Source organism: Stenotrophomonas sp. 05N423 (genome assembly GCF_056397145.1).
On record NZ_JBFTMV010000004.1, the window covers coordinates 176,831 to 190,645 of the forward strand.

A 13,815-nucleotide genomic window follows, 5' to 3' on the forward strand; every position below is an offset into this window, starting at 1 on the left:
CGGCTGCCTTGTCGTTGCAGGCGTCCATCGCGGACGCCGGAGGAGGGGCGATGACCCCATTATTCCAGATGCGTCGTAGACGCCGGCTGACGCCCGTCGATGCCGGGCATGGAAACGCCCCCGTCGCCGGGGGCGTTCATGCATCGCCATCGCATCGCCGGGTGGAGCGGCGATGCCGCCGGATCATTCCTTCGGCGGCACCACGTCCTTGGCTTCGCTGCCGAAGCTGCCATCGGCCTCGGCGGCCAGATAGGCGAACACGGTCCAGGCGGCCACGTTCTGCGCCAGCGCCTTCGGGTCGATCTTGTCCAGCGTGTCGTCGGCGGTGTGGTGCAGGTCGAAGTAGTCGGTCCCGTCCTGCGCCAGCCACGCCCAGGCGCCGCCCTTGGCCGCCAGCGGGCCAACGTCCGGGCCCGGGCCGCCCTGGTCCGGGCGGTATTCGATGCCCAGCGGTGCCAGCACCCGGGCGATCTGTGCAGTGGCCTCGCGCGAATCGGCGGGATTGCCCGAGCCGGTGTTGAACGCATAGATGCGGCCGGCACCGAAGTCGCTCTCGGCAGCGATGTGCTGCAGCGGGATCTCCCTGGCCTTGACGCGCGCAGCGGCGTAGGCGAACCCGCCGTGCAGGCCCTGCTCCTCGTTGGCGAAGGCGATCACGCGGATGGTGCGCCGGGGCGCCTGCTTGAGCTGGCCGATCAGGTGGCCGGCGGCCATGGTGATGCCGACGCCGGCGCCATCGTCGATCGCGCCGGTGCCCAGGTCCCAGGAATCGAGGTGACCGCCGATCACCACCACTTCCTTCGGCAGGCTGCGGCCGGTGATCTCGCCGATGACATTCTGCGAGGTGTAGCTGCCGTCCCAGCCGCAGTCCAGCGCCATACGGATGCGGGTCGGGCCGCGCGCGACCAGCCGCGCGAGCTGGTCGGCGTCCGGCACCGACAGGGCCGCCGACGGTACCGGGGTCAGGCCTTCGTCGAAGCGGGTGATGCCGGTATGCGGCACGCGGTGCGAGTCGGTGCCGGCCGAACGCATGATGTAGCCGACCGCGCCCTTGCGGATCGCCTCGGACGGGCCGCGGCTGCGGACCGTGCCGCCGATGCCGTAATCCTCGCCGCTGCGGCTGCGCGTCATCTGGTAGTCGATGAAGGCGATCTTGCCGGCCAGCGAGCCTGCCGGCGCGGCCTTGAGCGCTTCGAGGCTGTCGAAGCGCACCACCTCGCCCTCGGCGGTACCGGCGGGGCTGCCGCCCAGCGCGGTGATCGTCAGCGGCTGCGCATGCGCGCCCAGCACCTGCGCCTGTTCGCTGCGGCGTTCCCACTTGGGGAAGGTGACCGGCTCGGTCCACACCTTGTCGAAACCCAGCGCCTTGAACTTGGCCTTGGCCCATTCCACCGCGCGCGCGTCGGCCTCGCTGCCGGCCAGGCGCGGGCCGACTTCGGTGGTCAGCGACTCGACCACCTTCCAGCCGGTGTCATCGGCCAGCGCCTGCTCGCGCAACTGCGCGGCCTGGGCCAATGCCTGCTCGGGGATGCGGGTAGGGGCGGCCTGCACGCTGCTGCAGGCGAGCACGGCGGCGATGGCGAAGGCGAGACGGCGCATGGCGGGCTCCAGGTCGGGTTGGATTTCCGCACGGGGAGGTGCGGCGCTGCTGCGGGGGATCCGCAGACGAATGAAGCCGCGAGCATACGCCCGCGGCTTCTGGCCGGACCGTGCTGGAGGTCATCGCTCCGGCAGGAACATCACTTCTTCAGGTTGTCGCGGATTTCGCGCAGCAGCAGCACTTCCTCGCTCGGCGCGGCCGGCGCGGCGGGGGCTTCTTCCTTCTTGCGCGACAGGCGGTTGATCACCTTGACCAGCATGAAGATGGCGAAGGCGACGATGACGAACTGGATCAGCGTATTGATGAAATCGCCATAGCCCAGCATCACCGCCGGGATCTCCTTGCCATCGGCACCCACGCTGGCCGGGGCGAGTTCCACGGCGAGGCTGGAAAAATCCACCTTGCCGATCAGCATGCCGATCGGCGGCATGATCACCTTGTCCACCAGCGAGGTGACGATCTTGCCGAACGCGCCGCCGATCACGACACCGACCGCCAGGTCGATGACGTTGCCGCGCATCGCGAATTCCTTGAACTCACTGATCATTCCCATGTGTTTCTCCTGTATGCGTGAAGGGGAGGCCGGCACAGAGTACGCCGGTGCCCGTCATCCGGCGATCACGCCGTCGCGGCGCGCGATGTCGCCCAGCCGCGCGCTGAAACGGTCGCCGGGCTGCAGCGCGGCCACGCCGGCCGGCGTGCCCATGAACACCAGGTCGCCGGCGCGCAGTGCGTAGAGCTTTGACAGTTCGTGCAGGATTTCCGGCACGTTCCAGATCATGTTGTCCAGCGTGGAGCGCTGGCGCACCTGCCCGTTGATCTCCAGCGACAGTTCCAGCGGCGCCAGCTCGCCCACCTGTGCGGCCGGGACCAGCCCGCTGACCGGCGCGGAATGGTCGAAGCCCTTGGCGATGTCCCACGGGCCGCCCTTGGCCTTGGCCGCGGCCTGCAGGTCGCGGCGGGTCAGGTCCAGGCCGACGCCGTAGGCCAGCACCAGCGGCAGCGCCTGTTCGACGGGCAGCACGCCGGCCGGCGCGTCCTGGCCGAGCGCGACCACCAGCTCGACCTCATGGTGCAGGTCGGAGGTGGCGGGCGGATACGGAACGGGCGCGTCGCCGATGACGATGGCGTCGGCGGGCTTCATGAAGAACATCGGCTGACCGCGCTCGGCTGCCGAGGCCGGCGCATTGGCGCCCATCTCGCGTGCGTGGTCGGCGAAATTGCGGCCCACGCAGTAGATGCGGCGCACCGGGAAGGTGCCGCCGCCCGCCACCGGGATGCGCGGAATGGGCGGGGTGGGAATCAAGTCGGTCATGGTTCGTCCGGAAAACGAAGGGCAGACGTCATGATGCCGGACGCCGCCGCCGGGCCGGTAGTGCCGTGGCGCGAAGCGGCAGCGGAGCAGGGAACACCGGGCAAGGCGGCGGTCCGCAGGGCAGAAGCACGGGGTGCCGCGCGAAAGCGATCGGGGCGCTTCGACCGCAGGCCGGTACTTTCCAGCCGGCCATATGCAGCACGCCCGGCCAATGGCCGGGCACCGTGCGGTAGATCGTTGCCGGGAGCCCGGCCTCAGTGGACGTGCGGCAGTGCCGGCTTGCGCACCACGCGGTACTCGGCGTCCATCACGTTGCCGGCGGCCTTGCCTGCGGCGCGCGCCTTGCGCGTGGCGATCAGCTTCCAGGTCAGGCCGACCAGGATCATCGCCGCTCCAACGAACACCCCGGCCACGACCAGCACCGCGAGGATCGCCAGGCCCAGCAGGCCCAGCGCGATCCGCAGCAACGGGTTGCGCGGCTTGCGCGGCGCGAACAGGTTGCGGAGGTTGGCGAACTGGAAATAACGGATCTGCATGTCGGTGGTATGACGGTTTGGCTGGCGGCAGTATCGGCGGCGATGCGGGCCGATGAGTGAATTTGTCGTTAAATGTGGCCGCGTATTCATCCATGGCGACGACGGGGCAATACCTGGGGCCATGCGACAATGCGCGTGTTTCCGCATTCATCTCCACGCCATCATGTCCGCATCCACGTCATCGCCGGTAGAGCTGGTTCCGCTCGACGCCTTGCCCGACCAGGGATTCCACTCGGTGGAGGCGGTGATCGAGGGCGATGCCGAGCCGCTGATCCTCTACCGCGATGGCGGGCAGGTGCGGGCCTGGCTCAATGTCTGCCCGCATGCCGGCCGCAATCTCGACTGGGCGCCGGGGCAGTTCCTCAAGAGCCGCGAGGGCCATCTGGTCTGCGCGGTGCACGGCGCCGCATTCGAACTGCAGGGCGGCACCTGCGTGTCCGGACCGTGCAAGGGCGATGCGCTGCGTGCGGTGCCGGTGCGCGTGGAAGGCGGCAAGGTGCTGCTCGCTGATTGATGGGTAGGAGCGCACCTTGGTGCGCGATGAAGCTTTCCCGGCAGAGCCCCATCGCGCACCAAGGTGCGCTCCTGCAAGAGCAGGTCAGAACATGATGTTGACCATCACCACCACGACCAGTGTGTAGATCAGCGACAGCGGCCCGCCGACGCGCCACATCTCGCGCGGGGTGTATTTGGCCGGTCCCATCACCATCGAGATCACCGGGTTGGAGGCGGTCATCAGGTTGTTGGAGGCCGACAGCGCCACGATCAAGGCGAACGCGGTGGGGTTGCCGCCGGCCGCCAGCGCCAGGTTGACCGCGATCGGCACGGTGACGATGGTGGCGCCGACATGGCTGATCACCAGCGAGAACGCGGTGGTCAGCACCGCCAGCGCCAGTTCCAGCGCCCAGATCGGGATGCCGGCCGGCAGCTTGTCGATGGTGTGGCCGGCGACCCAGGCCGCCGCGCCGCTGGAATCCATCGCCCAGCCCAGCGGGATCAGCCCGGCCATCATGAAGATGGTCTTCCAGTTGATCGAGGCATAGGCCTCGTCCATGCGCAGCACGCCGGTGAGCAGCATGCCGGCCACGCCGGTGAGCAGGGTCAGCGCCACCGGCAGGTGCGAGGTCAGCGCGATGATGATGGTGATGGCGAAGATCGCCATGGCGATCTTGAACTTGTGCGGGCGCTGTTCGCCCTTGGGGTAGTCAGTGACCACCACGAAATCGCGGCTTTCGGCGGCCGCGGCCAGGTCCTGCCAGATGCTGTGGAACACCAGCATGTCGCCGGCGCGCAGTGCCACGTTGCGCACGTCCTCGCGGATCACCTGCTTGTCGCGATTGATCGCCAGCAGGCTGATGCCGCGCTCCTTGCGCAGGCGCAGCTGGCCGGCGGTCTTGCCGATCAGTTTCGAGGTCGGCGGGATCACCGCTTCGGAGATGCCGGCGCGGCTGGGGTTGAACAGGTCGCCGAGGTTGCGCAGGCGCGAGGACATGCGCAGGAACTGGTTCTGCGCGAAGTCGGATACCTGCTGGCGCGGCCCCATCGCGCCGATCACGCTGCCGACCCAGATGCGCATGTCCGCCGGCGGCGCCAGGCGGGTGTCGTTGCCGGTCTTCAACGCCAGCAGCAACGGCGCGTCGAACAGGCTCTCGACCTCGCCGACGGTCATGCCGACCAGCGGGCTCTCGGCCGTCACCGCCAGTTCGAACACTTCGCCCTCGATGCCGTAGGCCTTGGCGAAGTAGCTCTCGGTGCGCGCCGGGGTCTGGCCCTCGCTGTCCTGCCCGCCATCGCGGGACAGCTTGCGGTCGCCGAAGAAGCGGAAATACAGCAGCGAGGCCGACAGCAGCGCCACGCCGATCGGCAACGGCGCGAACATGCGCAGCGGCTCGATGGTGGCGGTGCCCGAGGGCAGGTTGTTGTTGGCCGAGATCAGCAGGTCGTTGAGCAGGATCAGCGGCGAGTTGCCGACCATGGTCAGGCCGCCGCCCATCACGATGGCGGCGGTGATCGGCAGCAGCAGCCGCTTGAGGGTGAGCCCGGTGTGCGAGGCCAGCCGCGAGGCCACCGGCAGGTACAGCGCCATCACCGACGGGTTCTGCATGAACGATGAGTTGAGGCCGGCGGTGGCGCTGGTCAGCAGCAGCAGGCGCTGCTCCAGCCCGTGCGAGCGCCGCAGCAGCCAGCCGGCCAGCCGGTTCAGCGCGCCGGTGCGGTCCAGGCCGGCGCCGAGGATGGTGGTGGCGATGATGCTCATCACCGCGTTGCCGGAGAAGCCGCCGAAGATTTCCTCCGGCGCGATCAGGCCGGTGACGCCCAGCACGACCATCACCACCAGTGCCACCACGTCGGCGCGGATGCGCTCGAACAGGAACATCGCCATCGTGAAGCCGACCAGCCCGAGCACGAGCTTCATGTCGGTGGTCAGCGTCAGCGCGGTGTCCATGCGGGGCGGCTCCTTCAGTCCCGGTCAGGTGCGGTCGTAGAGCAGGTCCCAGACGCCGTGGCCGAGCTTCTGGCCGCGGGTCTCGAAGTGCGTCTGCGGGCGCCAGTCCGGGCGCGGCACGCTGCCGCGCGGACCGGCACGGTTGGCCAGGCCTTCGGTGGCGTCGAGCACGTCCCACATCTGCTCGGCGTAGTTCTCCCAGTCGGTGGCGCAGTGCAGGCGCCCGCCCGGGCGCAGCTTGCGCACCAGCAGCGCGGCGAAGGCCGGCTGCACCAGGCGGCGCTTGTTGTGGCGTTTCTTGTGCCACGGATCCGGAAAGTAGATGCGGATCTCGTCGAGCGCGCCGTCGGCGATTTCCTTCTCCAGCACTTCGACCGCGTCGTGGTGGTAGAGCTTGACGTTGCCGGCGTCGTCGTCGGCCAGCGCGTTGAGCAGGCGGCCGACACCGGGCGCATGCACTTCGATGCCGATGTAGTCCTTGGACGTGTCGAACCGTGCGGCATGGCGCAGCGCGGCGCCGTTGCCGAAGCCGATCTCCAGCACCTTGGGTGCGTCGCGGCCGAAGGTGGCGTCCAGGTCGCGCGGCTGCCCGTTGAAGTCGATGCCGAAGCGCGGCCAGCGTTCGTCGAACGCGCGTTGCTGGGCGGGGGTGAAACGGCCCTGGCGCAGCACGAAGCTGCGGATCTCGCGGCGGCCTTCGGTGACGGTGAAGGGTTTGGGCGGCGCCTTGGCGCCGGCGCTGTCGAAGGGATTGGTCATCAGCCGATCAACCCTTCCACCGGCGAAGATGCGCTGGCGTAGCGCTTGCGCGGGATGCGCCCGGCGAGGAAGGCCTCGCGGCCGGCCTCGACCGCCTTGCGCATCGCCCCGGCCATCAGCACCGGGTTGCGCGCACCGGCGATGGCGGTGTTCATCAGCACGCCGTCGCAGCCCAGCTCCATGGCGATGGCGGCGTCGGACGCGGTGCCGACGCCGGCGTCGACGATGATCGGCACCTTGGCGTTCTCGATGATCTCGATCAGGTTGTACCGGTTCTGGATGCCCAGCCCGGAACCAATGGGTGCGGCCAGCGGCATCACCGCGGCGCAGCCGATCTCCTCCAGCCGCTTGCACAGGATCGGGTCGTCGGAGGTGTAGACCATCACGTCGAAGCCGTCCTTGACCAGTTGTTCGGCCGCCTTGAGGGTCTGCACCACATCCGGGTACAGGGTCTTCTGGTCGCCCAGCACTTCAAGCTTGGTCAGGTTGTGGCCGTCGAGCAGCTCGCGTGCCAGGCGGCAGGTGCGTACCGCATCGTCGGCGGTGTAACAGCCGGCGGTGTTGGGCAGGATGGCGTAGCGGTCCGGCGGCAGCACGTCGAGCAGGTTGGGCTCGCCCGGATTCTGGCCGATATTGGTGCGGCGGATGGCGACGGTGACGATCTGGGCGCCGGCGGCCTCGGTGGCCAGGCGGGTTTCTTCCAGATCCTTGAACTTGCCGGTCCCGGTCAGAAGCCGGGACGCATAGCGTTTGCCGGCGATGACCAGCGGATCGGTGGGGACGTGTGCGTTCATGGGGCGATTATCGCGCATCGCGTCAGGCGCTGCGCCTTCCGTCTGCCATGTGACCCGCAGGAGCGCACTTCAGTGCGCGATGGGCTTGCCGGGAATGCCCCGTTGCGTACTGAAGTGCGCTCCCGCGAGGGTCACCCGCCACCCAGCGCGTGCACGATCTCGACCACGTCGCCTTCGTTCAATCGCCACTCGCCGTGCCGGCCGCGGGGAATGATCTCGCCGTTGACCTCCACCGCCACGCGGCGTTCGGCCAGGCCTTCGGCGGCCAATAGTCCGGCCAGGGTCAGAGAGGGCGGAAGCTGGCGGGTTTCGCCATTGAGCTGGATGTCCATGCGGCCATTCTCGCCAGCGCAGGTGGAAAATCCCAGCCCATGCGGCAGTGCAGCGTGAGCCCGGCGTGGGCCAATGAAAAACTAACACCGTGCGGCGGCGTACGCTGTCGCTTCCCTATTCCGTCAGGAGTCTCCCCATGCGTGTTTCCTCCCGTCCACTGCGCTCGGCCCTTGCCTTGGCGCTGGCTGCCGCCGCGATTCCGGCTATGGCGCAGTCCCCGTTCTCGAAGACGGTGTTCTTCGGCGACAGCCTGACCGATACCGGCTATTACCGTCCCATCATGGTGCAGGCCAATCCCAGCGCTTCGGCTGCCGGCCGCTTCACCACCAATCCGGGCTGGGTCTGGTCCGACTACCTGGCCGATTACTACGGCACCAATGCCCTGCCCAACGGCAATGGCCAGAGTGGCGACAACTACGCCGCCGGTGGCGCCCGGGTGGGAGTGGATGTGACCAACCCGCTGAACCCGCTGCTGCCGGCAACGCCCTCGCTCAAGACCCAGCTCAGCAATTATCTCGCCGCCAATGGCGGCAAGGCCGATGCCAATGCCCTCTACACCGTGTGGGGCGGCGCCAACGACCTGTTCGCGGTGGCCGGCGGCGCGCCGCCGGCGGCCACCATCGGCGCGGCAGTCGCCAGCGAGGTAGGGATGGTCGCCACCCTGAAGGCGGCTGGCGCGCAGTATGTGATGGTGCCGAACCTGCCCGACATCGGCCTGACCCCGTCCTCGCGCGCCGGCGGCCCGATGGCGATGGCGCAGGGCACCGCCCTGGCCAAGGCCTACAACGATGCGTTGTTCGGCGGGCTGAAGCAGGCCGGCCTGCAGGTCATCCCGGTCGATACCTTCAGCATCCTGCAGGAGATCGTCGCCAACCCGGGCACGTACGGGTTCACCAACGTATCCGGTACCGCCTGCCAGCCGCAGGTCACCGCCCAGTCGTTGACCTGCACGCCGCTGAACTACGTCACCCCCAACGCCGCCGATACCTATGTGTTCGCCGACGGCGTGCATCCGACCACGGCTGCGCACCAGATCCTGGGCCAGTACGCGATCTCGGTGCTCGAGGCGCCGCGCCTGCAGCAGGTGCTGACGCATTCGGCGCAGACCACCGGCCGTGCCCGTGCCGATCAGGTCAGCGGTCACCTTGGTGGGCGTCCGGCCGACGGCATGAGCTGGTGGGGCAATGTGCGCGGCGACATGCAGCGCTACGACCATGCCAACCTGTACGACGGCATGGCGCCGGCCGGCCTGTTCGGCATCGACTGGGCGCGCGATGGCATGGTGGTCGGAGGCTTTGCCGGCTACGGCCGCATGGATGCGGATTTCGGCAGCAGCAAGGGTGACTTCACCCAGTCCGACACCACGCTGGGCCTGTTCGCCGGCTGGTACGGCGACCGCATCTGGGTCAACGGGCAGGCCAGCTACAGCTGGCTGGGCTACGACGTGACCCGCAAGGTGCAGCTCGGCCCGGCCACCCGCGTGCACAAGGGCTCGCCCGACGGCAGCAACCTGACCGCCGCACTCAACGCCGGTTACGAATTCGGGCAGGAAGGCGGCTTCCGCCACGGTCCGGTCGCGGGCGTGGTCTGGCAGAAGGTCAAGCTCGACGGCTACCTCGAAAGCAATGCCAGCGCCACCGCGCTGGGCTATGGCAACCAGAACGTGGATTCCACCGTCGGCCGCATCGGCTGGCAGGCGCGCTTCGATGGCGGCAGCATCCACCCTTACGTGCAGGTCACCTACGACCACGAGTTCGAGGACGGCAAGCAGGCCAGCGCCTGGCTGCAGACCATGGCCGATGTCGGCGCCTACAAGGTCCCGGGCCTGCAGTTCGACCGCAACTACGCCACCGCCGTGCTGGGCGCGCGGATGAACCTGTGGGGGCTGCAGAGCAATGTCGGCCTGAGCACCACCACCATGCAGAAGTCGGCCCGCGACGCCACGCTGTTCGCCACGTTCAGCGGCGGATTCTGAGCCCGTTGTGAGTGATTGGAGGGGGCGCCGCATGCCGGCGCCCCCCCTTTCCGGCGGAAGTGCGCCCCGGGTGTCGCACGCGATGGAAATGCCATCGCCCATACCGCGGATTGCCATTGCGCGACAGGCCTCCGCCCGCATAGACTTCACCCCGCGCCGCGCGGGCGTAGCTCAATGGTAGAGCTGTAGCTTCCCAAGCTACTGACGTGGGTTCGATTCCCATCGCCCGCTCCAGATACGCAAGCCGTGCGTATGCTGCCGCGCTTCCTGCCCGGCACGCCTGCGATGAAGCTCGCCATCCTCTCCCGCAACAGCAAGCTCTACTCGACCCGCCGCTTGGTCGAGGCCGCGCGCGCGCGCGGCCATACCGTCCGCATCCTCGACCCGCTGCGCTGCTACATGCGCATCACCGCGGGCGATTTCAGCATGCACTACAAGGGCCGGCCGCTGACCGGCATCGACGCGGTGATCCCGCGCATCGGCGCCTCCATCACGCGCTACGGCACCGCTGTGCTGCGCCAGTTCGAGATGATGGGCGCACGCACGCCCAACCCGTCCGATGCGATCCTGCGCGCGCGCGACAAGCTGCGCGCGCACCAGGTGCTCGCCGCCAAGGGCATCGACATGCCGGTGACGGTGTTCGGCGACAACCCGGACGACACCGACGACCTGCTGTCGATGCTGGGCGCGCCGCCGCACGTGGTGAAGCTCAGCGAGGGCACGCAGGGCCGGGGCGTGATCCTCACCGAGAAGCTGAGTGCTTCCCGGGGGACGGTGGAGGCGCTGCGCGGCCTGTATGCCAATTTCCTGGTCCAGGAGTTCATCGCCGAGGCCCAGGGCGCCGACCTGCGCTGCCTGGTCGTGGGCGACCAGGTGGTCGCGACCATGCGCCGCCAGGCCCAGGAGGGCGAGTTCCGCTCCAACCTGCATGCCGGTGGCAGTGCCGAGCCGGTGGTCTGCAGCAGGACTGAACAGCAGGTGGCGGTGCGCTCGGCCAAGGCCCTGGGGCTGGGCATCGCCGGCGTGGACATGATCCGGTCCCGGCGCGGACCGCTGGTGCTGGAGGTGAACTCCACCCCCGGGCTGGAAGGAATCGAAAGCGTATCCGGTGGCGACGTCGCCGGGCGGATGATCGACTACGTGGCGAATCTGAAGCGCTGAGCGGGCATTCCGAATTGCTTGCACGGTTTTAACGGACCTTTAATTCCGGGGGTCATAGGCTTGCTCCACTGCGGCCAGCCCTCCTCAGCGGGTCCGGTGATCGGGAATCTTCAGGCCCTGGCGTTCTTGCGCCAGGGCCTTGTTTTTTCGCTTGTTGACTTGGAGGGTGCGCGCTACAGTCGAGCGGATGACCAGACAGGAGGTTTAGCCATGAATCGCAAGTTGTTGTTTGCTGCCTTGATCGTTTTCCCGGTGATGTCCGCGATCGCGGCGCCTGCAACGGAAAAGCCGCTGACGGAAGGAAAGCCGTATGCCGAGCAGCGGCAGCGCATCATGAGCGACCTGCAGGGAGGCGAGGTCTACAGCGAGATAAGCGCGGAGAACCGGGGGCGCGTGGTCGACGCGCTGGGGCGCATCGACAGGCTGCTGGGGGATGACGGGCACACCAACCTTCCCGACAAGGACAAGATCGCGGTTTTCAATGATCAGGATCTGGTCAATACCCTCCTGACCCAGGCACGTGAAGACAGTCGCCTCATCTGCCGTCGTGAGCGCCCCGTGGGCAGCAATCGGCCGCAGAACATCTGCATCACGGTCGCTGCCCGTCGAGAGGCGCGCGACAATGGGGCGGATGCATTGCGGAACCTCAAGGTTTCGCAGGTGAAGGAACAATAGAAGCGGCGAAGGATGTCCTTTTGCACAATGGAGATGCTTCCCGCGGGCTTTTGACTTGAAGGCAACGGCCGGAATCCACCATCGCCATGCTGACGTGTGCGATGGCTTTCCCGATGGCAGGGGTTTGTGATGCGCAGAATTCACGAGCGGGATATGCTGCATCTCTCGGTAAAAAGATAGAGGTCCCAGTGCGCATTCTCGTGATCGAAGACAACAGCGACATCGCGGCCAATCTTGGGGACTACCTTGAAGACCGTGGGCATACGGTGGATTTCGCCGCCGATGGCGTGACCGGCCTGCATCTGGCAGTGGTGCACGATTTCGACGCAATCGTGCTCGATCTCAACCTGCCAGGCATGGACGGCATCGAAGTCTGCCGCAAGCTGCGCAACGACGCGCGCAAGCAGACCCCGGTGCTGATGCTCACCGCGCGCGACTCGCTGGACAACAAGCTCGCAGGTTTCGACTCCGGCGCCGACGACTACCTGATCAAGCCGTTCGCGCTGCAGGAAGTCGAGGTGCGGCTCAACGCGCTGTCGCGCCGCGGCAAGGGTGGTCATACCCGCGTGCTGGAAACCGGCGACCTGGAATACAACCTGGATACGCTGGAAGTGCGCCGCCAGGGCAAGCTGCTGCAGCTCAACCCGACCGCGCTGAAGATCCTGCAGGCGCTGATGGAGGCCTCGCCGGCGGTGGTCACCCGGCAGGAGCTGGAAACCCGCGTGTGGGGCGAGGAGCTGCCAGATTCCGACTCCCTGCGCGTGCATATCCATGGCCTGCGCGCGGTGGTGGACAAGCCATTCAACGCGCCGATGATCCAGACCCGCCACGGCATTGGATACCGGATCGCCGCACCCGATGCCTGAAAGCGTACCGCCTGCGGTCGTTCGCAAGCAGGGGCGCTATCGCCGCCGCCTGCGCAGCCGCATCATCGTCTCGTTCGTGCTGCTGGGCTTCTGCCTGACGGCATTGTTCGCCGCTGCAGCCTGGAACCTGAGGGGACGGGTGGAGAATCAGCTGATCGAGCGGACGCTGCAGCGTGAAGTCAATAATCTGGTTGCACAGGTCGAGTCGAACCCAAGCGAGTCACCTTATTTCCTGATGTTCGATGCCAGGACCTGGAGTCCTGCTAATGCATATAAAGTAGATCCGCTCTACCGTGATCTTGACGAAGGTTTGCATGATATCCGGCAGCAGGCTCCCGATGGGAGTTGGCATGTTTACAAAGTGGCGATCCGAAAAGGTATCGACCCCAAGGGAACCCCGTTTACAAGTCTGATCCGCTATGACGTGACAGACGCGGCGAAAGCCACGGAACAGCTGCTGCGGTGGCTGATTGTTACTGTCGTGCTCTTCACTTTGTTGAGCCTTGTTTTGGGCTGGTGGTCTGCTTCTCGAGTGATGCGCCCCGTGTCGGATCTGGCCGCGCGCCTGCAAGCCTATCGTGGAGGTAGCAGTCATCCAGATCGGCTCGCGCCACGTTTCACCGACGACGAGGTCGGGCAGTTGGCCGAGGCGCTGGACGATTACTCGACGCGCCTGACCGAGGTGGTGCAGCGCGACCGCGAGTTCAACGCGGACGTGAGCCATGAACTGCGTACGCCGCTGGCGGTGATCCGCGGCGCGACGGAGCTGCTGCTCGCCCGGCCGGGCCTCGACGAAAAGATGCTGCAACGGCTGCAGCGCATCCAGCGCGCCGAGCAGCAGTGCAGCGACCTGATCGGCTCGCTGCTGCTGCTGTCGCGCAACGAACGCGGCCAGGGCAGCAGCAATGTCGCCAAGGTCGCCGAGCAGCTGCTCGATGCGCATCGTGCCCAGCTCGGTGGCAAGCCGTTGGAACTGCTGCTCGAAGGCGGGCGCGACCTGGTCATCGATGCACCGGAGGCGGCATTGTCGGTGGCGCTGGGCAACCTGATCGGCAACGCGGTGAAGTACACGCAGGAAGGCCAGGTGCGGGTGCGGGTGCTGGACGATGCCGTCGAGGTGATCGACACCGGCCCGGGGCTGAGCGAGAAGGATGCGGCCAGCCTGTTCCAGCGCGGTTACCGGGGTACCCACGCCGGCCATTCGCAGGGCGGCGGCATCGGCCTTTCCATCGTCAGTCGATTGTGCGCGCTGTATGGCTGGCAGGTCAGCATCCGGCCGGGCGACGAGCGTGGCGTGGTCGGCATGTTGACCTTCGCGCCTGCCAGCTGACGTGTAGATGCGGGGCTTGCCCCTG

General features: G+C 67.4%; 14 protein-coding genes and 1 tRNA gene. 7 read left to right on the forward strand and 8 right to left on the reverse strand.

From position 1 onward, the window contains the following. Positions 1 to 183: 183 nt before the first annotated feature. From AC1DGW_RS09065 to AC1DGW_RS09080, 4 genes are all read right to left on the reverse strand, one after another. Positions 184 to 1,599, reverse strand: coding sequence for a M28 family peptidase (locus AC1DGW_RS09065; RefSeq protein ID WP_478021901.1), 1,416 nt, complete (start codon positions 1,597 to 1,599; stop codon positions 184 to 186). A 140-nt stretch (positions 1,600 to 1,739) separates the two neighbouring features. After that, complete coding sequence (gene mscL / locus AC1DGW_RS09070) at positions 1,740 to 2,153, reverse strand: large-conductance mechanosensitive channel protein MscL (RefSeq protein WP_478021905.1); 414 nt, start codon at positions 2,151 to 2,153, stop codon at positions 1,740 to 1,742. A 54-nt stretch (positions 2,154 to 2,207) separates the two neighbouring features. Next, entirely contained in the window at positions 2,208 to 2,915 is a 708-nt protein-coding gene (locus AC1DGW_RS09075; RefSeq protein ID WP_478021910.1) for a fumarylacetoacetate hydrolase family protein, read from the reverse strand. Between the two features lie 254 nt (positions 2,916 to 3,169). Continuing rightward, entirely contained in the window at positions 3,170 to 3,451 is a 282-nt protein-coding gene (locus AC1DGW_RS09080) for a hypothetical protein (RefSeq protein ID WP_478021914.1), read from the reverse strand. A gap of 163 nt (positions 3,452 to 3,614) precedes the next feature. On the opposite strand from AC1DGW_RS09080, the gene AC1DGW_RS09085 reads away from it, so the two are divergent. After that, the gene (locus tag AC1DGW_RS09085) at positions 3,615 to 3,965 is read left to right on the forward strand and encodes a Rieske (2Fe-2S) protein (protein ID WP_478021918.1); all 351 of its coding nucleotides are present in this window, start codon (positions 3,615 to 3,617) and stop codon (positions 3,963 to 3,965) included. An 84-nt stretch (positions 3,966 to 4,049) separates the two neighbouring features. Here AC1DGW_RS09085 and AC1DGW_RS09090 read toward each other — a convergent pair whose 3' ends face one another. From AC1DGW_RS09090 to thiS, 4 genes are all read right to left on the reverse strand, one after another. Beyond that, a complete protein-coding gene (locus AC1DGW_RS09090) occupies positions 4,050 to 5,897 on the reverse strand; it encodes an SLC13 family permease (protein WP_478021922.1) in 1,848 nt (615 codons plus the stop codon). 24 nt (positions 5,898 to 5,921) lie between these two features. Next, on the reverse strand, positions 5,922 to 6,656 hold the full coding sequence (trmB, locus tag AC1DGW_RS09095) for a tRNA (guanosine(46)-N7)-methyltransferase TrmB (protein WP_478021926.1): 735 nt from the start codon (positions 6,654 to 6,656) through the stop codon (positions 5,922 to 5,924). Continuing rightward, positions 6,656 to 7,450: a thiazole synthase gene (locus tag AC1DGW_RS09100; RefSeq protein WP_478021930.1), complete on the reverse strand. Its 795-nt coding sequence runs from the start codon at positions 7,448 to 7,450 to the stop codon at positions 6,656 to 6,658. The genes trmB and AC1DGW_RS09100 overlap by 1 nt, the downstream gene beginning before the upstream one ends. 131 nt (positions 7,451 to 7,581) lie before the next feature. Continuing rightward, the gene (gene thiS, locus AC1DGW_RS09105; RefSeq protein ID WP_478021933.1) at positions 7,582 to 7,782 is read right to left on the reverse strand and encodes a sulfur carrier protein ThiS; all 201 of its coding nucleotides are present in this window, start codon (positions 7,780 to 7,782) and stop codon (positions 7,582 to 7,584) included. Between the two features lie 137 nt (positions 7,783 to 7,919). On the opposite strand from thiS, the gene AC1DGW_RS09110 reads away from it, so the two are divergent. The 6 genes from AC1DGW_RS09110 to AC1DGW_RS09135 all read left to right on the forward strand — a co-directional run bounded on the left by AC1DGW_RS09110 (position 7,920) and on the right by AC1DGW_RS09135 (position 13,790). Then, complete coding sequence (locus AC1DGW_RS09110) at positions 7,920 to 9,758, forward strand: autotransporter domain-containing protein (RefSeq protein WP_478021936.1); 1,839 nt, start codon at positions 7,920 to 7,922, stop codon at positions 9,756 to 9,758. 160 nt (positions 9,759 to 9,918) lie between these two features. Further along, positions 9,919 to 9,992 (forward strand) — tRNA-Gly (locus tag AC1DGW_RS09115). Positions 9,993 to 10,043: 51 nt separating this feature from the next. Further along, a complete protein-coding gene (gene rimK, locus AC1DGW_RS09120) occupies positions 10,044 to 10,919 on the forward strand; it encodes a 30S ribosomal protein S6--L-glutamate ligase (RefSeq protein WP_478022216.1) in 876 nt (291 codons plus the stop codon). A 210-nt stretch (positions 10,920 to 11,129) separates the two neighbouring features. Beyond that, entirely contained in the window at positions 11,130 to 11,594 is a 465-nt protein-coding gene (locus AC1DGW_RS09125; RefSeq protein ID WP_478021939.1) for a hypothetical protein, read from the forward strand. A 188-nt stretch (positions 11,595 to 11,782) separates the two neighbouring features. Further along, positions 11,783 to 12,460 (forward strand): response regulator transcription factor, encoded by a 678-nt coding sequence (locus tag AC1DGW_RS09130; RefSeq protein WP_054667261.1) that lies wholly within the window; start codon positions 11,783 to 11,785, stop codon positions 12,458 to 12,460. Beyond that, positions 12,453 to 13,790: a sensor histidine kinase gene (locus tag AC1DGW_RS09135; RefSeq protein WP_478021946.1), complete on the forward strand. Its 1,338-nt coding sequence runs from the start codon at positions 12,453 to 12,455 to the stop codon at positions 13,788 to 13,790. The genes AC1DGW_RS09130 and AC1DGW_RS09135 overlap by 8 nt, the downstream gene beginning before the upstream one ends. Positions 13,791 to 13,815: the final 25 nt, after the last annotated feature.

Excerpts from the sequence above, each read along its gene's own strand:
- AC1DGW_RS09085 (WP_478021918.1), top strand. The coding sequence starts at position 3,615 with ATGTCCGCATCCACGTCATCGCCGGTAGAGCTGGTTCCGCTCGACGCC.
- AC1DGW_RS09065 (WP_478021901.1), bottom strand. The coding sequence starts at position 1,599 with ATGCGCCGTCTCGCCTTCGCCATCGCCGCCGTGCTCGCCTGCAGCAGC.
- thiS (WP_478021933.1), bottom strand. The coding sequence starts at position 7,782 with ATGGACATCCAGCTCAATGGCGAAACCCGCCAGCTTCCGCCCTCTCTG.
- AC1DGW_RS09100 (WP_478021930.1), bottom strand. The coding sequence starts at position 7,450 with ATGAACGCACACGTCCCCACCGATCCGCTGGTCATCGCCGGCAAACGC.
- trmB (WP_478021926.1), bottom strand. The coding sequence starts at position 6,656 with ATGACCAATCCCTTCGACAGCGCCGGCGCCAAGGCGCCGCCCAAACCC.
- AC1DGW_RS09135 (WP_478021946.1), top strand. The coding sequence starts at position 12,453 with ATGCCTGAAAGCGTACCGCCTGCGGTCGTTCGCAAGCAGGGGCGCTAT.
- AC1DGW_RS09125 (WP_478021939.1), top strand. The coding sequence starts at position 11,130 with ATGAATCGCAAGTTGTTGTTTGCTGCCTTGATCGTTTTCCCGGTGATG.
- mscL (WP_478021905.1), bottom strand. The coding sequence starts at position 2,153 with ATGGGAATGATCAGTGAGTTCAAGGAATTCGCGATGCGCGGCAACGTC.
- rimK (WP_478022216.1), top strand. The coding sequence starts at position 10,044 with ATGAAGCTCGCCATCCTCTCCCGCAACAGCAAGCTCTACTCGACCCGC.
- AC1DGW_RS09090 (WP_478021922.1), bottom strand. The coding sequence starts at position 5,897 with ATGGACACCGCGCTGACGCTGACCACCGACATGAAGCTCGTGCTCGGG.
- AC1DGW_RS09110 (WP_478021936.1), top strand. The coding sequence starts at position 7,920 with ATGCGTGTTTCCTCCCGTCCACTGCGCTCGGCCCTTGCCTTGGCGCTG.
- AC1DGW_RS09075 (WP_478021910.1), bottom strand. The coding sequence starts at position 2,915 with ATGACCGACTTGATTCCCACCCCGCCCATTCCGCGCATCCCGGTGGCG.
- AC1DGW_RS09080 (WP_478021914.1), bottom strand. The coding sequence starts at position 3,451 with ATGCAGATCCGTTATTTCCAGTTCGCCAACCTCCGCAACCTGTTCGCG.